Below are 17,385 nucleotides of genomic sequence, written 5' to 3'. Positions count from 1 at the left end.
TGGACCGCACGAAAAAAGAGTAGATCCCTCCTTCGCACCGGGTGATCTACTCCCTCTTCCAAGCGGAGCCGCTCGCGTAAGAGCGGCTCCTTCTTTATTATAACGGATCAAGATGTCCTACGGCAGTCCGAGTTACAACCTTCCATCCTCTATACTTTTAAATGGATGCTGTGCCTTTCCTTACCCATCCATACCTTTGAATAGATAAGGTGCCTACCCCTACCCCACGCATTGCTTAAAAGATGGTACGCCCCCGCCCATCCGGCACGCCGGACTTGCGGAAGAAATACGTGTTGATGACATCCCGCCAGTGCTTGGCATGCTCTGCCTGTTCGGCCAGCCTCGCGGCCACCTGGGCATGCTGCGCCGGATCGATTCGCCCCTCGAGAGATGCCCATTCCGCTAGGAGCTCTGCCGCTGCATCCGCACCTTCAAAATGGGTGTCATAAATATGCTGAATCACCGTTTTCCCCGACTTCAGGCGGTGCGAGTACGGCACATGATGGAAGAACAGCAGCAGCTCGTCGGGACAGTCCTCCAGCGTCTCGTACCTGCGCGCATTCGGCTCGAAATACTGGGCCGTATAACCCGTCCCCGTCGCAGCCGTACGGTCGACCCCGATGCCGTCCCGGTCCGCAAAATGGTATGTCCCCCACCTGGAATACTCGTATCCGTCCACGTCCGGCCCGTAATGGGTATGCGGCGTCACCATCCAGCCGACCCCGAGCGGGGACGTATAGCTTTCATAGATCGGCCAAGATTTCATCAGCATGCCGCAGACAGTCTTTATAACGGCCTCGTCGTTGCCGAAGGTCTGCCGGGTCCATTCCTCCGCAATCTCCTCCGAGGTCAGATCAGGATTCCAGATCAGCCGTCCGTAGCCGTACAGATTTGCCTGTGCCAGCGTATGTCCCGTCCAGTTCTCGTCATCTCCGATGTTGGATACGGCCGCAATCCCGCTTAGCTTCATGCTGTGAAGCGAACCGGACACGATCCGTTTCACATACGAGCCCTGCCCGTCCGCGTGCGTATCAAAGTCCAGCACGTCCTTCCACTGCGGAACGAGATAGCAGACATGGCGCTGCTGCCCGGTATATTCCTGCGTCACCTGGAATTCCAGCACCTGGTTCGTATGCTTCATGCTGCCGAACAGCGGGGATACCGGCTCTCGGACCTGAAAATCCATCGGCCCGTTCTTAATCTGCAGCAGCACATTGTCCATGAACCGGCCGTCAAGCGGCGTGAAATGATCGTAAGCCGCCTTGGCACGGTCCGTACTCCGATCCCGCCAATCCTGCATGCAGTTATAGACGAAGCAGCGCCAAATCACGATTCCGCCATGGGGCTTCAGCGCTTCGGCAAGCATATTGGCGCCGTCGGCATGGTCGCGCCCGTAAGCGAACGGCCCCGGCCGGTGTTCCGAATCGGCCTTTACCAGGAATCCGCCGAAGTCCGGAATATGGCTGTAAATCTCATCCGCGGCAGCCCTCCACCACCGCCGTACGTCTTCATTCAGCGGATCGGAAGTGCCTACGCCGCCGATATGAAGCGGAGCCGCAAAGTTAATGCTCAAATACAGCGTGATGCCGTACTTGCGAAATACACTTGCGATTTGGGCCACCTGAGGCAAATATTCCCGGGTGATGAACCGCGTTTCAATCTCATGCACGTTCACATTATTGATCGAAATTGCATTGATGCCGACGGAAGACAGCAGCCTTGCATAGTCCTTGACGCGCGTAAGATCCTCCGTGAAGCGCCCATCCCGGTAAAAGATCGAACGCCCCGCGTAGCCCCGCTCGATCGAGCCGTCCGCATTATCCCATTGATTGATCATCCGGAGCCGGTTAACCGGCTCCTCGGTCACGTTCCATGCCGTTAACGGCTCGTGTGCGGCGACAAGCCGCAGCAAATGAAATACGCCGTACAGCAAACCTTTCTCCGAGCCGCCGATCAGGATCACTCGCTCCTGCAGACTATCCCCCAGATACTGAAGGCGGAAGCCTTCAGGTCCCAGCTTTCCGGGAGCGCTGTTGTCCCCTTCTTCCAGGTCCTGCACGTTATCGGCGGCAGGCTGCACCCGCAGCTGAAGGCCGCGGGATATCCCTTCGTTCGATGCCAGTTGAGGCATCTCGTTGCCCAGCAACAATAGATCCGGCTCGATGTCCAGCAGGGATCGGCATCCGCTGCGAAGCTCCTCAATGGCCGAATCCAGAAGCTCGGATCGCCTTCCCTCCAAGGAGATCGTGCCGAGAACCCGGCGGTAAGCCTCCCGAAGCTCCGCATCCTGGATCGGCGAATACTGAAGCCAGGCTCGATATAATGTACTGTTCATATTCTTTGTTCCTCCTTCGTCCTGCTCTTTATGCCAAACGACTGCTTTTTACTAATCAACAAACCAAATACCGGCCACCATGGACGACATCAAGGCAGACTGAAACCAATACTAAACCCGAGATTATTCGTGGATTTGAAAATAGCGCTCCGCGTTGCGATAGCATATATCCTGGATGATGCCCCCGATATAGTCATAGTCCGCCGGCAGCTCCCCCTCCTTGATCCAGTCCCCGAACAGGCGGCAAAGGACGCGCCGGAAATATTCATGCCTTGGGAACGACATGAAGCTGCGCGAGTCCGTCAGCATGCCGACAAAGGTGCTGATCAGGCCCATGGAGGACAGAGCGGTCAGCTGCTTCAGCATGCCCTCCTTCTGATCATGGAACCACCAGGCAGAGCCGAGCTGAAGCTTCCCTTCGACGCCGGCCGATTGAAAATTGCCGATTGTGGTGGCAATCATCTCGTAATGGGAGGAGTACAGGCTGTAAACGATAGTCTTCGGGAGCCGGTCGTCCTTGTCAAGCTCGCTCAAAAATCCGTTAAGACTCGCCGCCAGATGAAAGTCCAGGATGGAATCATACCCGCTGTCCTTCCCGAGCTTAGCCAGCATGCGGGCGTTGTTGTTCCGGGATGCTCCGATATGAAGCTGCATGGCCCAGCCCAAGTCATGGTACATCACAGCAAGCCGAAGCAGCGTATAGGTTCGGTACTTCGCCTCCTCCTGTTCCGAGATCGGGTCCCCTGCCATGGCCTTGGCATAAATGGCCGCTGCCTCTTGTTCGCTGGCAGGCTCATACGGAAATGCTCCGAAGCCGTGATCGGACAGCCGGCAGCCGTGATCATGGAAGTACTGGATCCGCAGCTTAAGTGCTTCAAGCAATTCTTCATAGGTATCTACCGCATGATTCGCCGCCTCCCCGAGCTGCCGGATATATCCTGCAAAATCGGCATGCGTCAGGTCAAGGACCCGATCCGGACGAAAAGCCGGCGCCACGACCGCGGTAATCTCCGGATTGCGCTGAATACGGCGATGAAATTCCAAGGAGTCGGCCGGATCGTCCGTCGTGCACGCTACCTTCACCTTGAAGCGAGCAAGGATGCCTCCAGCCGTTAGGGAAGGGTCCTTCAGCTTCTCGTTGCACGCATGCCAGATCTTCATCGCATTATCCTCAGACAGCCGCTCCTGAATGCCGAAATACCTCGCCAGCTCCAGATGGGTCCAATGATAGAGCGGATTTCCGACGAGCTTTGGAACGCAGCGCGCCCAAGCCGTGAATTTCTCCTCGGGCGGCGCGCTGCCCGTAATCAGCTCTTCTTCAACACCGAGCCAGCGCATCGCCCTCCATTTGTAGTGATCTCCTTCAAGCCAAATCTCGGCCAGATTTCCGAATTGGCGGTTGTCCGCGATATCCTTCGGGCTTAAATGATTGTGATAGTCGTACAGCGGCATGCTCTCCGCATAATCATAGTACAGCTTCCTGGCGCTATTGCTGTTAAGCAGCAGATTATCGATATCCAAACGGCTCATCTTCCCGATCCCTCCGTTCAAAATTTTCGTTTTCCGTTCCATACTACCATACTTGTATGGTAGTATGGAATATATAAGCCTGGCGGATCTGGAGGAGGATTCCGGCGGCCAATGATGAGCCGCGTGATTCAGCCGTCCTGACATTGCGTTCCTCAGGTAAAGTACAATGGCAAGCCAGGCTCAAGCGCTTATCATTGATTAATTTATTCAACAACCACATTCGTAAAGGCGGTGCAGCAATGCGTATGGTATTTCGGTGGTTCGGCGAAGGCAACGACACGGTCTCGCTGGATCATGTCAGGCAAATTCCCGGCGTAGAAGGAATCGTCTGGTCGCTCCATGATATCCCGGCCGGCGAGGAATGGCCGATGGAGCGGATTGAGGAAGTCCGGGACCAGGCAAGCGCGTTCGGACTTCATATTGACGTTGTGGAAAGCGTGAATGTGCACGAGGATATCAAGCTCGGCCTCCCGTCACGCGATCGGTACATCGCCAATTACATCCGTACGATTGAAAAATTGGGCCAGGTCGGCGTCAAAGTCATTTGCTACAATTTCATGCCGATCTTTGATTGGGCGCGAACCGATATGTTTAAAGCAGCGCCTGACGGATCGACGGCACTCTTCTTCGAAAAAGCCAAGATCCACGGCATCGATCCAATGGAGCTTGTAAGAACGATCACGCAGAACAGCTCTCTTACCATGCCGGGATGGGAACCGGAGCGGCTGGCTCACCTGGCCTCTTTGTTCGAGGCTTATCGCGGGGTAACGGAGGAGGATCTGTGGAGCAATCTAGGGTATTTCCTGAAAGCGGTCGTTCCGGTGGCCGAAGCCAACGGCATTCGAATGGCTATTCATCCCGACGATCCGCCTTGGTCCATCTTTGGCCTGCCCCGGATCATCACCAGCCAGGAGAACCTTCGCAGACTCCTGAGCCTGTACGACAGTCCGGCGAACAGCCTCACCTTGTGCAGCGGCTCGCTCGGCGCGAATCCGGATAACGATATCGTCTCGATGATTCATGAATTCCATGACCGGATACCGTTCGCGCATATCCGCAATGTCCGCGTCTTTGATAACGGCGACTTCATCGAGACCTCCCATCGGACGCAGGACGGGACGGTTGACATCACCGGCATCGTCCAGGCCTATCACGAAACCGGATTTACCGGTTATGCCAGACCCGATCACGGACGGCATATTTGGGGCGAGCAATGCCGGCCGGGTTACGGGCTGTATGACCGGGCACTGGGCATTATGTATTTGTGGGGGCTGTGGGATGCGTACACCAGGAAGAGCCAGGATCAAGCCTCCAAAGTGAAGGAGGCTGTTCAATGAGCGGATTCAGTAACGGTATGCCGGAATCAGCCGGATCTGGTCAAGGCGCGGTCGGATCTGCACGCCAAGAGCACATCGCCCTTCCCATCCACCCGTCCATCCATGGCAAAACCGCGGTTATTACCGGCGGATCCGGAGTATTATGCCGAGCAATGGCGCTAGAGCTTGGGCGTCAGGGAGCGAAGGTCGCCGTCCTGAACCGCACGGTGGAGAAGGGTCAGCAGGTTGCAGACGAGATCACCGCGGCTGGCGGAACCGCGATAGCGGTCTCCTGCGACGTAACGGATCCCGAAAGCGTACGCCAGGCGGAAAGGGCTGTACGCGAAGCATTCGGCCCGTGCGATATTCTGATTAACGGAGCCGGCGGCAACCGGAAGGATGCCAATACGACGAATGAAACCTTCCGTCCCGAAGATGAGGGTCAGCCCGATGTCACCACATTCTTCGGGCTCAGCGTGCCCGGCTTCCGCAGCGTCTTTGACTTGAACTTCATCGGTACGCTGATTCCGACGCAGATCTTCGCGGAGGGCATGGTCGGACGGCCGGGAGCGGTGGTGCTGAATATTTCGTCGATGAGCGCACCAAGCCCGATGACGAAGGTACCCGCCTATAGCGCCGCTAAAGCCGCGGTCAACAATTTCACCCAATGGCTGGCGGTCCATCTTGCAGATGCCGGTATCCGCGTGAATGCAATTGCGCCGGGCTTCTTCCTGACCGAGCAGAACCGTAATTTGCTGACGAACAGCGACGGTTCGCTGACGGAGCGTTCTCATAAGATCATTTCCCACACGCCCATGAGACGGTTCGGCGTGCCGGAGGATCTCCTCGGGACGCTGCTATGGCTTGTGGATGATCAGGCTTCGGGTTTTGTCACAGGAACGGTTATCCCGGTGGACGGCGGCTTTATGGCTTATTCTGGCGTATGAAACAAAACGCAGCCCCTTGGGCTGCGTTTTTTGCGCTATGCGTGGCTTTATGGTTGTCGCCTAATGCGTTGCGGCTTTATTCGCAGTGCGTATTGCGTTATGGCTTAATGCATTGTGGTTTTATGCATTGTGGTTTATGCATTGTGCCTACCTGCGTTGCATTTAGCATTCTGGCAATCTACACTTTCTGCGTTTTCGATCCCGTGATGGTCAGATCCCCCATCTGCATCTTTTTCTCGATGCTTCGGACAAACTCAAGCTCGGTTACACAGGCTTTTTCAGGCTCCGCAACTCCACTTCATGCAGAATTATAGAACTGTCTCCGGCTTGAAGAATGCCGGCAAATACTTCTTGTTCGCTTCCAGCATCTCATCCAGCAGCTTCTTCGCTACAGTGACGGAAGGCACGAGCGGATGATGCACCAGCGCCTGCAATGCGATGCCGCGATCGCCGGTGATGGCGGCTTCAATCGTCAATTGCTCATACACTTTCACGGCATGCATCAGGCCCTTCACGTGGGAAGGAACCTTTTGCGGGGCGAGCGGAATCGGGCCCTGGCCGGTTACGACACAGTTGACCTCGATGCTTGCGTCCGCCGGCAAGAAATCGTAGATGTTCCCGTTGGCTACGTTCAGCGTCTGAATATCATGGCGGTCATTATAAATCGATGTCATCAGATTGACCGCCGCTTCGGAATAGTAAGCTCCGCCCCGCTGCTCCAGCTGCTTCGGCTTCTCTGCCAGGTTCTCATCCTTATAGAGCTCGAACAGCTCCTCTTCCACCCGGCTGACGACATCCGCGCGGGTGCCATCCTTCTCTAGGGATGCCAGCATGTCTGCGAACATCGTGTCCGTCATATAGAAATACTTCAGATAATAGGTCGGAATGGCCTGGAGCGAACGAATAAAATCCGCATCCCAGCCGAAGGTCGGCACGTTCTTGGCCGTGTAGGATTTGCCTCCGTCCAGAAGCTCCGGCATCTTCTCCTCCCCGTTCACGATCGCCGAGGTTACCCAGTGCAAATGGTTAATGCCGACGAATTCGGCCAGCACCTCTTTTTCCGATACGCCATACTCTTTCGCGAGGAATTTTTGGAAGTTGATCGGCGAATTGCACAGGCCGACGGTTTTCACCTTGCTGTGCTTGAGCACAGCCTCGGTCACGATTCCGGCCGGGTTGGTGAAGTTCAGCATCCACGCATTCGGCGCCAGCTCCTCGATGTCCCGGCAGATGTCCAGAATGACCGGAACCGTACGCAGCGCTTTCATCATCCCTCCCGGACCGGTCGTCTCCTGGCCGATAACGCCGTTCATAATCGGGATATGCTCATCCAGCTTGCGGGCGGCCAGCAAGCCGACACGCATCTGGGTCGTAACGAAATCCGCGCCTTCAATCGCCTGCCGGCGGTCCAGCGTCAAATGAACCTCGATGGGAAGACCCGCCTGCTGCACCATGCGTTTGGCCAAATTCCCTACGATCTCCAGCTTATGCTTGCCTTCTTCAATATCCACGAACCACAGTTCGCGAATCGGCATTTGCTCGAAGTTGCGGATAAAGCCTTCCACAATCTCCGGCGTGTAGGAGGAGCCTCCCCCGATTACCGCTATTTTCAAACCTGCTGCCATATGAATCCCTCCAAGGTAAATATCAGATCAAAACGCAACGTTTTCCCGGCATCCGGTCAAATTGTCATACTCAGGCTCACGAAACAGCCGTTTCTTCAAACGTGAATGCCTTGAGCTTGGCTTCGGTCTGCGAATCTATGGTCCGCCCGTCCGCATCCATCGCACAGAGCAGCGCTCCGGCTACCGGATCGGATGTCAGCCTTACGCACCGGGCGTAAGGCGCCCGGACGGCCACAACCCGTTCTATCGCATCCGTAAGGATCGAGCTGTTCGGACGGTTGAGTACGCTGCCGATATACACAATATCGAATGCTTCATCGGACATGCCCAGCCGCCGGATCAGCGTGCAAACGGCATTGCCCAGTTCCTCGCCTTCGGTCTGAAGAATTCGGGTCGCGACTTCATCGCCGGCTTCTGCCGCCTTGAACAAGGTCTTGACCAGGGTCGGCGGAATGGAGATCCGTCCGTAGAGGACATCCTCGTACATTGGCTCAACCGAGGCGTACCCCATCTGCTCCAGCACGAGCGAAGTCAGCATGGTGGCAGGTCCCCGCTCATCCCAAGCGCGAACCACCGCCCGGAAGGCCAGCGTAGCAAAACCGGATCCGCCGGCGTATCCGTCGCCGTAGAGGAATCCGAAGCCGCCGTACTGCAGCTCCGCCCCCTCGCGGTTCCGGGCTGCGCTGTTAAAGCCGGTGCCGCAGATCAGTGCCGCACCATAAGGCCGGCTCGTTCCGGCCCGCATACCGATGATCGTATCGCAGGCGATATCATGCCGCCGGTAACCCAAAGCCCCGATCATGGGGCGCAGGATTTCGTAGTCGGCTTCCCGATCCGCGCCGGCCAGGCCGAAATACGCGTATTCGATGTCGTCCTTGGATACGCCGGCCTCCCGAAGAGCGCTGTTGCAGGCCTCCTTGATATTGCGCGCCGCCTGCTCCCGGTTAATCTGGTGATTCCCGTTTCCGGATGCCCCCTTGCCAACAATGTTGCCTTGATCGTCGCAGATGACGGCATGGGTCTTGCTCCCACCTGCATCCACTCCCAGATACAAACTCATGGACATTCACTCCTAGACGCCGAACCATTTGGCGTTATGTGATGGTATATGTTTAAGATACCGCTTCCATAAGCGCCCCTTCTACTGTTATACACCCGAGGAGTGATACGATCTTACTGTTTCTCTGCACTGTGCGATAAACGAGGGAGCGGGCTGCCGACAGAGGCACGCTCCCGGATGTCGCTGGGCGATGCGCCAATATGCTGCTTGAACAGCCGGTTGAAGTTGGAGAGATTGCGGAATCCGCAGGTCTGCGCGATCTCGATAATCTTCGCATCCGTTGTTTCCAATAGATGCACCGCGTGAGTCAAGCGAAGCTGAATCAGGTAATGATGCGGGGATGTGCCGACAGCCTGATGGAACAACGCGCTGAATCGGGAAGGGCTCAGATGCGTCATATCCGACAGCTCCTTCAAGGTCCATCCGTAATCCAGGTGAAGCTCCATCGTCCGAAGCACTTCCTTCAGGGCATGCATGCCCCTTCCCTTAATCGGCCGGTCCTCCGCAAGCGGTGCCGACAGATGCCGGTTCGCCAGGCTCAGAAAGCGAATAAGGTCCGAGCGGATCAGACTCATATAGGAGGTGCCTTGAGCTTTGTGCTCCTCCATCATGCTCATAAGCAGCCGGGCCATTTCAGGGCGAATCGGGGATTCCCGGTCTACCATCCCCAAGGAGCGGAACGGGTTCATCAGTTCGGGATCGAACTTCAAATCCAGCGAAAGCAGCGAAGGATCGAACATAATGACGTCCATGATCAGATTATCCGTCTCATAGGCGCGGTGGAGCGCGTTACTATTGATGAATACGATGTCTCCTTCTTGAAACGACAGCTTCATCCCGTTGATCAAAATAAAGCCCGTGCCGCTTCGGATATGATTAAGCTCCAGCGCATGGTGCCAATGCAGCCGCTGTGCGCCGACAAATATGCCGCGTGTCGTCGATGCGGTAAAAGGAAAAGCGGCATTCGAAAAATCAATGGCGTCCGGAACAACGCCCTGCGGACGTTCCACCATTCATGCACCTCCAGCAAATCATTATCGTCATTTTGTAAAAAATTCACGGCCAATCCCTATCGTTCTCCATATCGTATCATGCTCGCCGGGCAAACGAAAACAGGCAGCGCCCAAGCAGCGCTACCCTTTGACCGAATTCGGATGATAATTCCCGCTTCTCCTCCAAAACCTTCGCTTCTATGCCTCTATTCGAGGGGCAGCCGCTTTCTTCGCGTTCCTTTCCGATCGCTGTGCTTCGCACCCACTACTCTTTCGTTCCCCGTCCGTCACTGGAACCTTTACCATATCGCTACGCACCTATCCGAATCCTCATCTCGAAAATACATTGAAATTTTCTCATCGAGACTCTCGTTAAGAATCTCTCTTAACGTACTTATCCGATCCTCGTCGAGACACTCCGTTCCAATAACGAAAGCTGCTCGGGCAGCCGAACCACCTCGCCCACCAGGATGAGCGCAGGATTACCCAGTTTCACCGCCTTTGCCAGGTCATGCATATTCTCGAGCGTGCAAATGAAGGTGCGCTGGCGGCTCGTTGTCCCCTGCTCAATGAGCGCGATAGGCGTCGATCCCGCTTTGCCGTGCTGCAGCAGCTGCTCTCGGATATACGGCAGCTGGCTGACGCCCATATAGATCGCCAGCGTATCGACCCCGTGCGCCAGCAAATCCCACCGGACGGGCGAGCCGTCCTCATGGCAGCGGCTTCCCGTTACGCAAGCGAAGGAAGCGGCCAGGCCGCGGTGCGTCAGCGGGATCGAGGCTGAAGCCGCCGCTCCGACGGCGGACGTAATTCCCGGAACGACCTCATAAGGAATGCCGGCTGCCGCCAGTGCCATCGCCTCCTCCCCGCCGCGTCCGAAAACGAAGGGATCTCCGCCCTTCAGCCTCACCACCCGCTTCCCTTGCATCGCATAGGCGACAAGACGCCGGTTGATGTCTTCCTGAGAGGCCGCATGCCGGCCCGGCGCCTTGCCGCAATAGATGCGCTCAGCTTCACGCGGCGCGTCCTCCAGCAGCTCTTCATTGACGAGGCGGTCATACAGAATGACCTCAGCCTGCCGGATCCGCTTCATTGCCTTTACCGTAATCAACTCCGGGTCTCCCGGTCCCGCTCCGACGATACTGACCATCCCCAATGCCCGCACGGCCTGCACCTCCTGTCTCTTTTTCTGATTTAGCGTTCGTTCAGCGTGCTTACATCACGATATAAATCGAGCCGCTCGTGCCGTCAATTTCCGTCCGGTACGTCGTTACGCAGCCATCGTCAGGCTCATAGACCCGGCCGCTCGCCAGATCGATCTTCCAGTCATGCAGCGGGCAGTGCACCGCCGTTCCGCATACCATGCCTTCCGACAGCTTCCCGCCCTTATGAGGACAGCGGTTCTCGACGGCCTTGACGCTGCCGTCGCTCAGCCTGAATACCGCGATTTCCGTATCTTCGATCCGGAAGGTACGCGCCCCCTTCGCATCGATTTCCGCCAAACTTGCCACCCGAATTTTGCTCATGATCTTCTCGCCCCCAAACCTTCACCGGTTCCCGCTTCCGCCAGTGGCATGAAGTTCTTGCGAAGCTCCGGATTATCTATGATTTCTTTCCAAGGATCAGTGGTGTAGCTGAGCGTTTCCTCGATCCGGGATACGAGCGCAAGACGCTCCTCACGGCTTTCCAGCGCCGCCTTCACCTCATCCAGGCCAATCCGCTCGATCCAAACGGAGGTGCGCTCGTTCCAGTTCGCTGTCTCGCGGTAATACTGGAGATAAGCGCCGGTCCATTCCATCACGTCCTCCTCGGTCTTTACCGTGCACAGCAGCTCCGATTCCCGAACCTTAACGCCGCCATTGCCGCCGACATAGATCTCCCAGCCGCCGTCGATCGCCACGACGCCCAGATCCTTAATGGTGGCTTCGGCGCAGTTACGAGGACAGCCGGATACGGCAAGCTTTACTTTAGCCGGCGTATTGAGCCGCTCGAAAGCCTTCTCCATCTGGATCCCCATGCCGATCGAATCCTGGGTGCCGAATCGGCAGAAGGTCGAGCCCACGCAGGTCTTTACGGTGCGGAGCGCCTTGCCGTAAGCGTGTCCGGAAGGCATGTCGAGCTCCTCCCAAATCTTCGGCAGGTCTTCCTTTTTTACGCCCAGCAGATCGAGCCGCTGCCCGCCCGTAAATTTGACCATGGGCACATCGTATTTCTCGGCGACGGCTGCAATCCGCTTCAGATCCGCCGGCGACGTTACCCCGCCATATACCCGCGGAACGACGGAATACGTGCCGTCTTTCTGGATATTGGCGTGGAACCGCTCATTCGTAAACCGGGATTCCTTCTCGTCCTTGTATTCGGATGGCCATAGCATCCCCAAATAGTAGTTGAGCGCCGGGCGGCACTTCGAGCACCCTTCCGGCTCATTCCAGCCCAGGACGTTCATCACTTCTTTCACGCTGACCAGGTGCATTTCCTTGATCTTTTCAACAATTTCGTCGCGGTCCATCGTCGTGCAGCCGCAAATGCCTTCCTTCACCGGCTCGCCGGCCCCTTCGCCGCCGTAGATCGACAGCAATCCTTCAACTTCCGGCCTGCAGCCGCCGCAGGAGCCGGATGCCTTGGTACAAGCCTTGATCTTGCCCACCGTGCTGCACCCGTCCGCGATGGCCTCCATGATTCGCCCCTTCGTCACGCCGTTGCAGCCGCATATGATCTCGTCGACGGAATACGCCTCGAGCCTGGCCAGCGGCGATGCGGAGGCTTGCCCGGCCGGGTAGCCAAGCAGCAATTCCTTCTCGCGCCCGGTGACGGATTCCCCGCTCTTGATCAAGGAAAACAGCGAGGTCCCATCCGATGTGTCCCCGAACAGAACGGCGCCGATCATGCGCTCTCCCTTCATGACAATCTTCTTGTACACGCCCTCGATATCATCCTGATACCGGAGGGATCGCGTATCCGGGGCATCATTGAACATGCCGGCGGAAAATACATCGACACCCGAAACCTTCAGCTTCGTGGACGTTACGGAGCCTGCGTAACCGGAGGTTTCGACGCCGGCCAAGTGCTTGGCAAGCACGGCCCCTTGCTCATACAGAGGGGCCACCAGTCCATAAGCGATCCCCCGGTGCTCGGCACACTCTCCAACTGCATAGATGCCGGGAACGCTCGTCTCCAGAAAATCATTTACGACGATGCCGCGGTTCACCTGCAGCCCGGCCGACTTGGCCAGCTCGACGTTGGGCAGAATCCCGACCGCCATAACGATCAGATCGGCCTGAAGCCGGCTGCCATCGGAAAATTCCAATCCGTCTGCGCGGCGTTTGCCGGTAATGGCCGCCGTCTGCTTCTCAAGAAGGAAGCCCATCCCCTGCGCTTCAAGCTCGCGCTGCAGCATTTCCGAAGCCGGCGGATCCAGCTGACGTTCCATCAAATACTTGTTCAGATGAACGACCGTAACGTCCATGCCCAGATTCAGCAATCCCCGCGCCGCCTCGAGTCCGAGCAGCCCGCCGCCGATGACGGCTGCCCTCTTGTATTTCTTCGAAGCCTCGATCATCATTTCGCAGTCATGGATATCACGGAAGCCGATCACGCCTTCCTTGCGCACGCCAGGCAGCGGAAGCATGAACGGATTCGAGCCGGTTGCGATAATCAGCTTGTCGTAGTCGGCAACAACGCCGGATTCCGATACGACCTTGCGGTGTACGGTATCGATCGATGCGACGGCATCCCCCGTAAAAAGCCGGATGCCGTTTTCCGCATACCAGTCACGGTCATTGATAATGATGTCCTTCATATCCGTACCGCCGGCCAGCACCTTCGACAGCATAATCCGGTTATAGTTCGGATGAGGCTCTGCGCCAAACACGGTCATGTCATAAGCCCCCGGTGCCAACTTCAACACATGCTCAATCGTTCGTACGCCCGCCATCCCGTTGCCGACCAGCACCAATTTCTCAGGTTTGTTCATCACGATTTCCTCTCCTCTTCGGGTATGTTCAGGTTTTCGCCTAACAACATAAAAAGCCTGACCGCCGCAATCGCAAGAGATCCATCTCTCTTGTCGTTTGAGGCGAAGTCAGGCTTCGTTGCCGCTTCGAACGGATACACCGTTGTATCCGTGACTCGATTTTCGTTTTATTGTCCTTAACTATATAAGACGCATTTCACTATGTCAATATTCATGACACAATTTAGCCACAAAATAATTTTATCATGGAACATGTAAACTTTTATTACGTTTATGATCGAAGCAGAGAATATCCGTTATATCGGTATTTCTTTGAACTAAATCAGGGTTCCATCGACCAAACAATGTAAATTTTCCGAACATTAAGGGAAGATCTCCTCTTTATGAAAAATTGAAAATGCGTTATCATCATAAAAACACCCCATTTTCAATTACGAAATCCCCGGTTTGTTTCAAGCACAAACTCACTGCTTGTGTAATATTTTATAACATAAATGATAGACATACGTTTATAAGCTTTCGTATAGGAGGGATTCCTTAGATGCGCCGCTTACTCCTTATTCACGAACACGTCGCCCATGCTTCCAAACCGAACCAAGCTTCAGCCGAGGCCAGCGCCGTTGCCGAGGAGAACCTGAGCGAGGGCGGCTATCATGTATATACGGCCTGTTCAGCTGCGGATCTCCCGCGCTGCATCCACGAGGTCGATGCGGCTGTCGTCCATCTGCCGATCGCCAAGATCGCAGGATGGCAAAGGAATCTGGAAAAGCTGAGGCCCGTCCCTATGCTTTGGTGGTGCAGTTCTTACTCAGGCACGTCCTCCGCTGATTATTGCCAAGATGACGCTCCGATTGACGGGATTCTGACTCCTTCCATGAGCCCATCCGAGCTTCATTGGGCCCTCCATGTCGGGGCCAAGCAATTTCTCGACCGGCAGCAGTGGCACACCGAGCGGCAGCAGCTGCGTTCCAAGCTGGAGGAACGGAAATGGATCGATATGGCCAAGGGTATCCTGAGCGACATCAACCGGATCTCCGAGGCAGAGGCCTATGATATGCTCCGGCGCAAAGCCATGAACGAACGAAAGCGGATCGTGGATGTCGCCACCTCCATCGTCAAGGCGCACCAGCAGCTGAAAGCATGATTACATGAATGGAGGTTGAAGAAGAATGACGATGATCAAGTTGCTGAAGGAAGTCGGACGGGGAAAACGGGGCTCTCGGGATTTGAATTATAACGAGGCCGTCTCTGCTGCCGAATGGATTCTGGAAGACAAGGCTACCCCGGCCCAAATCGGCGCCTTCTTTATGGCCGAACGAATGAAGATGGAAAGCGTGGAGGAATTGGAGGCCTTCATCAAGGCCCTGCGTGACCGATCTTTCCGTAAAGCGATCCATGCCGGACTCGATTGCGCAGGACCTTATGACGGCAGAAAGACGTCCTTCTACGCCTCGTTTCCGACTGCCTTTCTGCTCGCAGCCGCCGGGCTGCCGGTTACGCTGCACGGCAGCGCTTCGCTGCCCCCGAAATGGGGAATTACGGTAAACGACCTATTGCTGTGCAAAGGGATTGATCCCGCCAGCATTACGCCCGAGCAGTCCATTCTGGCCGCCCAGCTCACTGGCGTGCTGTTCGCGGATGCCGAGCAGTGGTGTCCTCCCCTGGGTTCCATCCGCCCGATCCGCGAGGAGATCGGCATGCGCACGATCCTGAACACCGCCGAGAAGCTGATCGACTTCTCCCACTCGCCCTACCTCGTGTACGGCGTCTATCACAACACCGTCTTCGACCGGATGTCACAGCTGCTCCAAAACCTTCGTTACCGTAAGGCACTGATCGTACAAGGGGCCGAGGGCTCGGAGGATCTGCATATCCATCGGGCGACCCGCGTACAGCTGGTGCACCAAGGGCATTCCGAGCTTCATCTGATCGACCCCGAGCTGTTCGGCCTCGAGGCTCAGCTTCCGAAGATCGAGTGGACCGCGGAGGAGCAGCTGCGGGTGACCGAGGAAGTTTTGCAGGGTAAGGGGCACATCGCGTTTACGAACCAGGTCCTCCTTAACGCTGCTGTAAGGCTTCATCTCTGCGAGCGCGCCGCTTCCGTAGAAGAAGGGCTGTACACCCTCAAATCCCTGCTCGACAACAGGCTGGCATGGTACGTCTACGACCGGTGGCTGCGTACACTGCTGGAGCATCCGGCGCAAGGGTCCGCTTCATCGATCAGATAACGAAAACGATCAGGCCCGATCCCATTTGTTCTGCAAAAGGGCCACCCGCAATCCTTATTCCCCTTTCGGAAGACAACTAAAAAAGGACTGCAGCCAGGCCTATATCATGATGAAGGCCATAAAGCTGCAGTCCTTAAACTGCTGAATAAAAAACTGTCGTCTCTAATTAGGAATGCTCCGCCGCATCCGCCAGCGGCAGCTCGATTACCCAACCGAACGGATCTTCAAGGATGCCGCGCTGGATGCCGGTAATTGCGTCATAAACCCGGCTCGACAGCTCCCCGGTAACGCCTTGCCCGATCACCAGCTTCTCATCCTGCCATTCCAAAGACCCGATCGGCGAGATCACCGCGGCCGTTCCGGTGCCAAACGCCTCAACCAGCGTTCCGCTGCGGTGTGCGTCAATGATTTCATCGATGGAAATGGCCCGTTCCTCTACCGGAATCCCCCAATGCTGGAGCAGCTGAATGACCGAGCTGCGGGTCACTCCGTCCAGGATACTTCCGTTCAGCGCCGGCGTAATGACCGTATCGCCCAGCTTGAAGAATACGTTCATGCTGCCGACTTCCTCGATGTACTTCCGATGCACGCCGTCCAGCCAGAGCACTTGGGAATAGCCCTTCGCCGTAGCTTCGTCCTGTGCTTTCAAGCCTGCTGCATAGTTGCCTGCGGTCTTGGCATTGCCTACGCCTCCTACTACGGCACGAACGTATTTCGGCTCCACATAAATGCCGACCGGATTGATGCCTTCCGCATAGTATGAGCCGACCACCGACAGAATGATCATGAATTTGTATTGAAGGGATGGGGCCACGCCCAGCACCGGCTCGGTTGCGATAACGAACGGCCGGATATAGAGCGAAGTACCGGGCTCGGAAGGAATCCAGTCCCGATCAACGAGAACGATCTGCTTCAGAGCCTCAAGCACCAGCTCTTCGTCCAGATCCGGAATGCTGAGTCGGCGGTTGGACAAGTTGAGGCGCTCGATATTTTTGTTAGGACGGAACATCAGAATCCGGCGATCCTCGGTCAGATATGCCTTCAATCCTTCGAACACCGTCTGCCCGTAATGGAACACCTTGGCCGCAGGATCCAGCTGAATAGGCTGATACGGAACGATCCGCGGATCATGCCACCCTTTCTTCGCATCATAATCCAATATAAACATATGGTCGGTAAAGACCGTGCCGAAAGCCTGGTTGTGATGGGCCGGCTTCGGTTTTGGGGACGACGTCAATTCAACGGGTATCGTGTAAGTCATTATGCATACATCTCCTTATCTGCAAGCGTTATTAGTTGAATCATATCAATCGATACCCTATATTAAAAGTATCTGATTTATAGGGATACCATACCTTTTAAGTATAGAGAGGGGCCAC

At 56.0% G+C, this 17,385-nt stretch carries 13 protein-coding genes; 4 read left to right on the top strand and 9 right to left on the bottom strand.

The window, feature by feature from the left end; genetic code table 11:
- Positions 1 to 235: 235 nt before the first annotated feature.
- Both NSQ46_RS01195 and uxaC read right to left on the bottom strand, forming a co-directional pair.
- Positions 236 to 2,335 (bottom strand): alpha-glucuronidase family glycosyl hydrolase, encoded by a 2,100-nt coding sequence (locus tag NSQ46_RS01195; RefSeq protein WP_342576108.1) that lies wholly within the window; start codon positions 2,333 to 2,335, stop codon positions 236 to 238.
- A gap of 123 nt (positions 2,336 to 2,458) precedes the next feature.
- Positions 2,459 to 3,865, bottom strand: coding sequence for a glucuronate isomerase (gene uxaC / locus NSQ46_RS01190; protein ID WP_007128957.1), 1,407 nt, complete (start codon positions 3,863 to 3,865; stop codon positions 2,459 to 2,461).
- Positions 3,866 to 4,104: 239 nt separating this feature from the next.
- Between uxaC and uxuA the strand changes: the two genes are divergently transcribed.
- Both uxuA and NSQ46_RS01180 read left to right on the top strand, forming a co-directional pair.
- On the top strand, positions 4,105 to 5,202 hold the full coding sequence (gene uxuA / locus NSQ46_RS01185; protein WP_210094065.1) for a mannonate dehydratase: 1,098 nt from the start codon (positions 4,105 to 4,107) through the stop codon (positions 5,200 to 5,202).
- A 17-nt stretch (positions 5,203 to 5,219) separates the two neighbouring features.
- Positions 5,220 to 6,128 (top strand): SDR family oxidoreductase, encoded by a 909-nt coding sequence (locus NSQ46_RS01180; protein WP_342576969.1) that lies wholly within the window; start codon positions 5,220 to 5,222, stop codon positions 6,126 to 6,128.
- 308 nt (positions 6,129 to 6,436) lie between these two features.
- On the opposite strand, the gene NSQ46_RS01175 is transcribed toward NSQ46_RS01180, so the two are convergent.
- The 6 genes from NSQ46_RS01175 to nirB all read right to left on the bottom strand — a co-directional run bounded on the left by NSQ46_RS01175 (position 6,437) and on the right by nirB (position 13,778).
- Positions 6,437 to 7,753, bottom strand: coding sequence for a 6-phospho-beta-glucosidase (locus NSQ46_RS01175; RefSeq protein WP_144878576.1), 1,317 nt, complete (start codon positions 7,751 to 7,753; stop codon positions 6,437 to 6,439).
- A gap of 76 nt (positions 7,754 to 7,829) precedes the next feature.
- Entirely contained in the window at positions 7,830 to 8,813 is a 984-nt protein-coding gene (locus tag NSQ46_RS01170; protein WP_341342563.1) for a BadF/BadG/BcrA/BcrD ATPase family protein, read from the bottom strand.
- A 113-nt stretch (positions 8,814 to 8,926) separates the two neighbouring features.
- On the bottom strand, positions 8,927 to 9,826 hold the full coding sequence (locus NSQ46_RS01165; RefSeq protein ID WP_007128962.1) for an AraC family transcriptional regulator: 900 nt from the start codon (positions 9,824 to 9,826) through the stop codon (positions 8,927 to 8,929).
- Positions 9,827 to 10,199: 373 nt separating this feature from the next.
- Positions 10,200 to 10,955 (bottom strand): uroporphyrinogen-III C-methyltransferase, encoded by a 756-nt coding sequence (gene cobA / locus NSQ46_RS01160; RefSeq protein WP_341342661.1) that lies wholly within the window; start codon positions 10,953 to 10,955, stop codon positions 10,200 to 10,202.
- A 64-nt stretch (positions 10,956 to 11,019) separates the two neighbouring features.
- Positions 11,020 to 11,331 carry a nitrite reductase small subunit NirD gene (gene nirD / locus NSQ46_RS01155; RefSeq protein ID WP_007128964.1) on the bottom strand — a complete coding sequence of 104 codons (312 nt, stop codon included), beginning with the start codon at positions 11,329 to 11,331 and terminating at the stop codon, positions 11,020 to 11,022.
- Positions 11,328 to 13,778, bottom strand: a complete 2,451-nt coding sequence (gene nirB, locus NSQ46_RS01150) for a nitrite reductase large subunit NirB (RefSeq protein WP_007128965.1) — start codon at positions 13,776 to 13,778, stop codon at positions 11,328 to 11,330. The genes nirD and nirB overlap by 4 nt, the downstream gene beginning before the upstream one ends.
- 541 nt (positions 13,779 to 14,319) lie before the next feature.
- Here nirB and NSQ46_RS01145 point away from each other — a divergent pair.
- Together NSQ46_RS01145 and NSQ46_RS01140 are read left to right on the top strand one after the other, a co-directional pair.
- Positions 14,320 to 14,922, top strand: a complete 603-nt coding sequence (locus NSQ46_RS01145; protein ID WP_007128966.1) for an ANTAR domain-containing protein — start codon at positions 14,320 to 14,322, stop codon at positions 14,920 to 14,922.
- 25 nt (positions 14,923 to 14,947) lie between these two features.
- Complete coding sequence (locus NSQ46_RS01140; RefSeq protein ID WP_342576099.1) at positions 14,948 to 16,006, top strand: anthranilate phosphoribosyltransferase; 1,059 nt, start codon at positions 14,948 to 14,950, stop codon at positions 16,004 to 16,006.
- A 166-nt stretch (positions 16,007 to 16,172) separates the two neighbouring features.
- Here NSQ46_RS01140 and NSQ46_RS01135 read toward each other — a convergent pair whose 3' ends face one another.
- Complete coding sequence (locus NSQ46_RS01135; RefSeq protein ID WP_028404021.1) at positions 16,173 to 17,267, bottom strand: branched-chain amino acid aminotransferase; 1,095 nt, start codon at positions 17,265 to 17,267, stop codon at positions 16,173 to 16,175.
- Positions 17,268 to 17,385: the final 118 nt, after the last annotated feature.

Source organism: Paenibacillus sp. FSL M8-0142, from assembly GCF_038597315.1.
Taxonomy (GTDB): Bacteria; Bacillota; Bacilli; order Paenibacillales; family Paenibacillaceae; genus Paenibacillus_AQ; species Paenibacillus_AQ lactis.
Note: the sequence above shows the minus strand (reverse complement) of the source record. Positions and strands in the feature narration are given on the sequence as shown.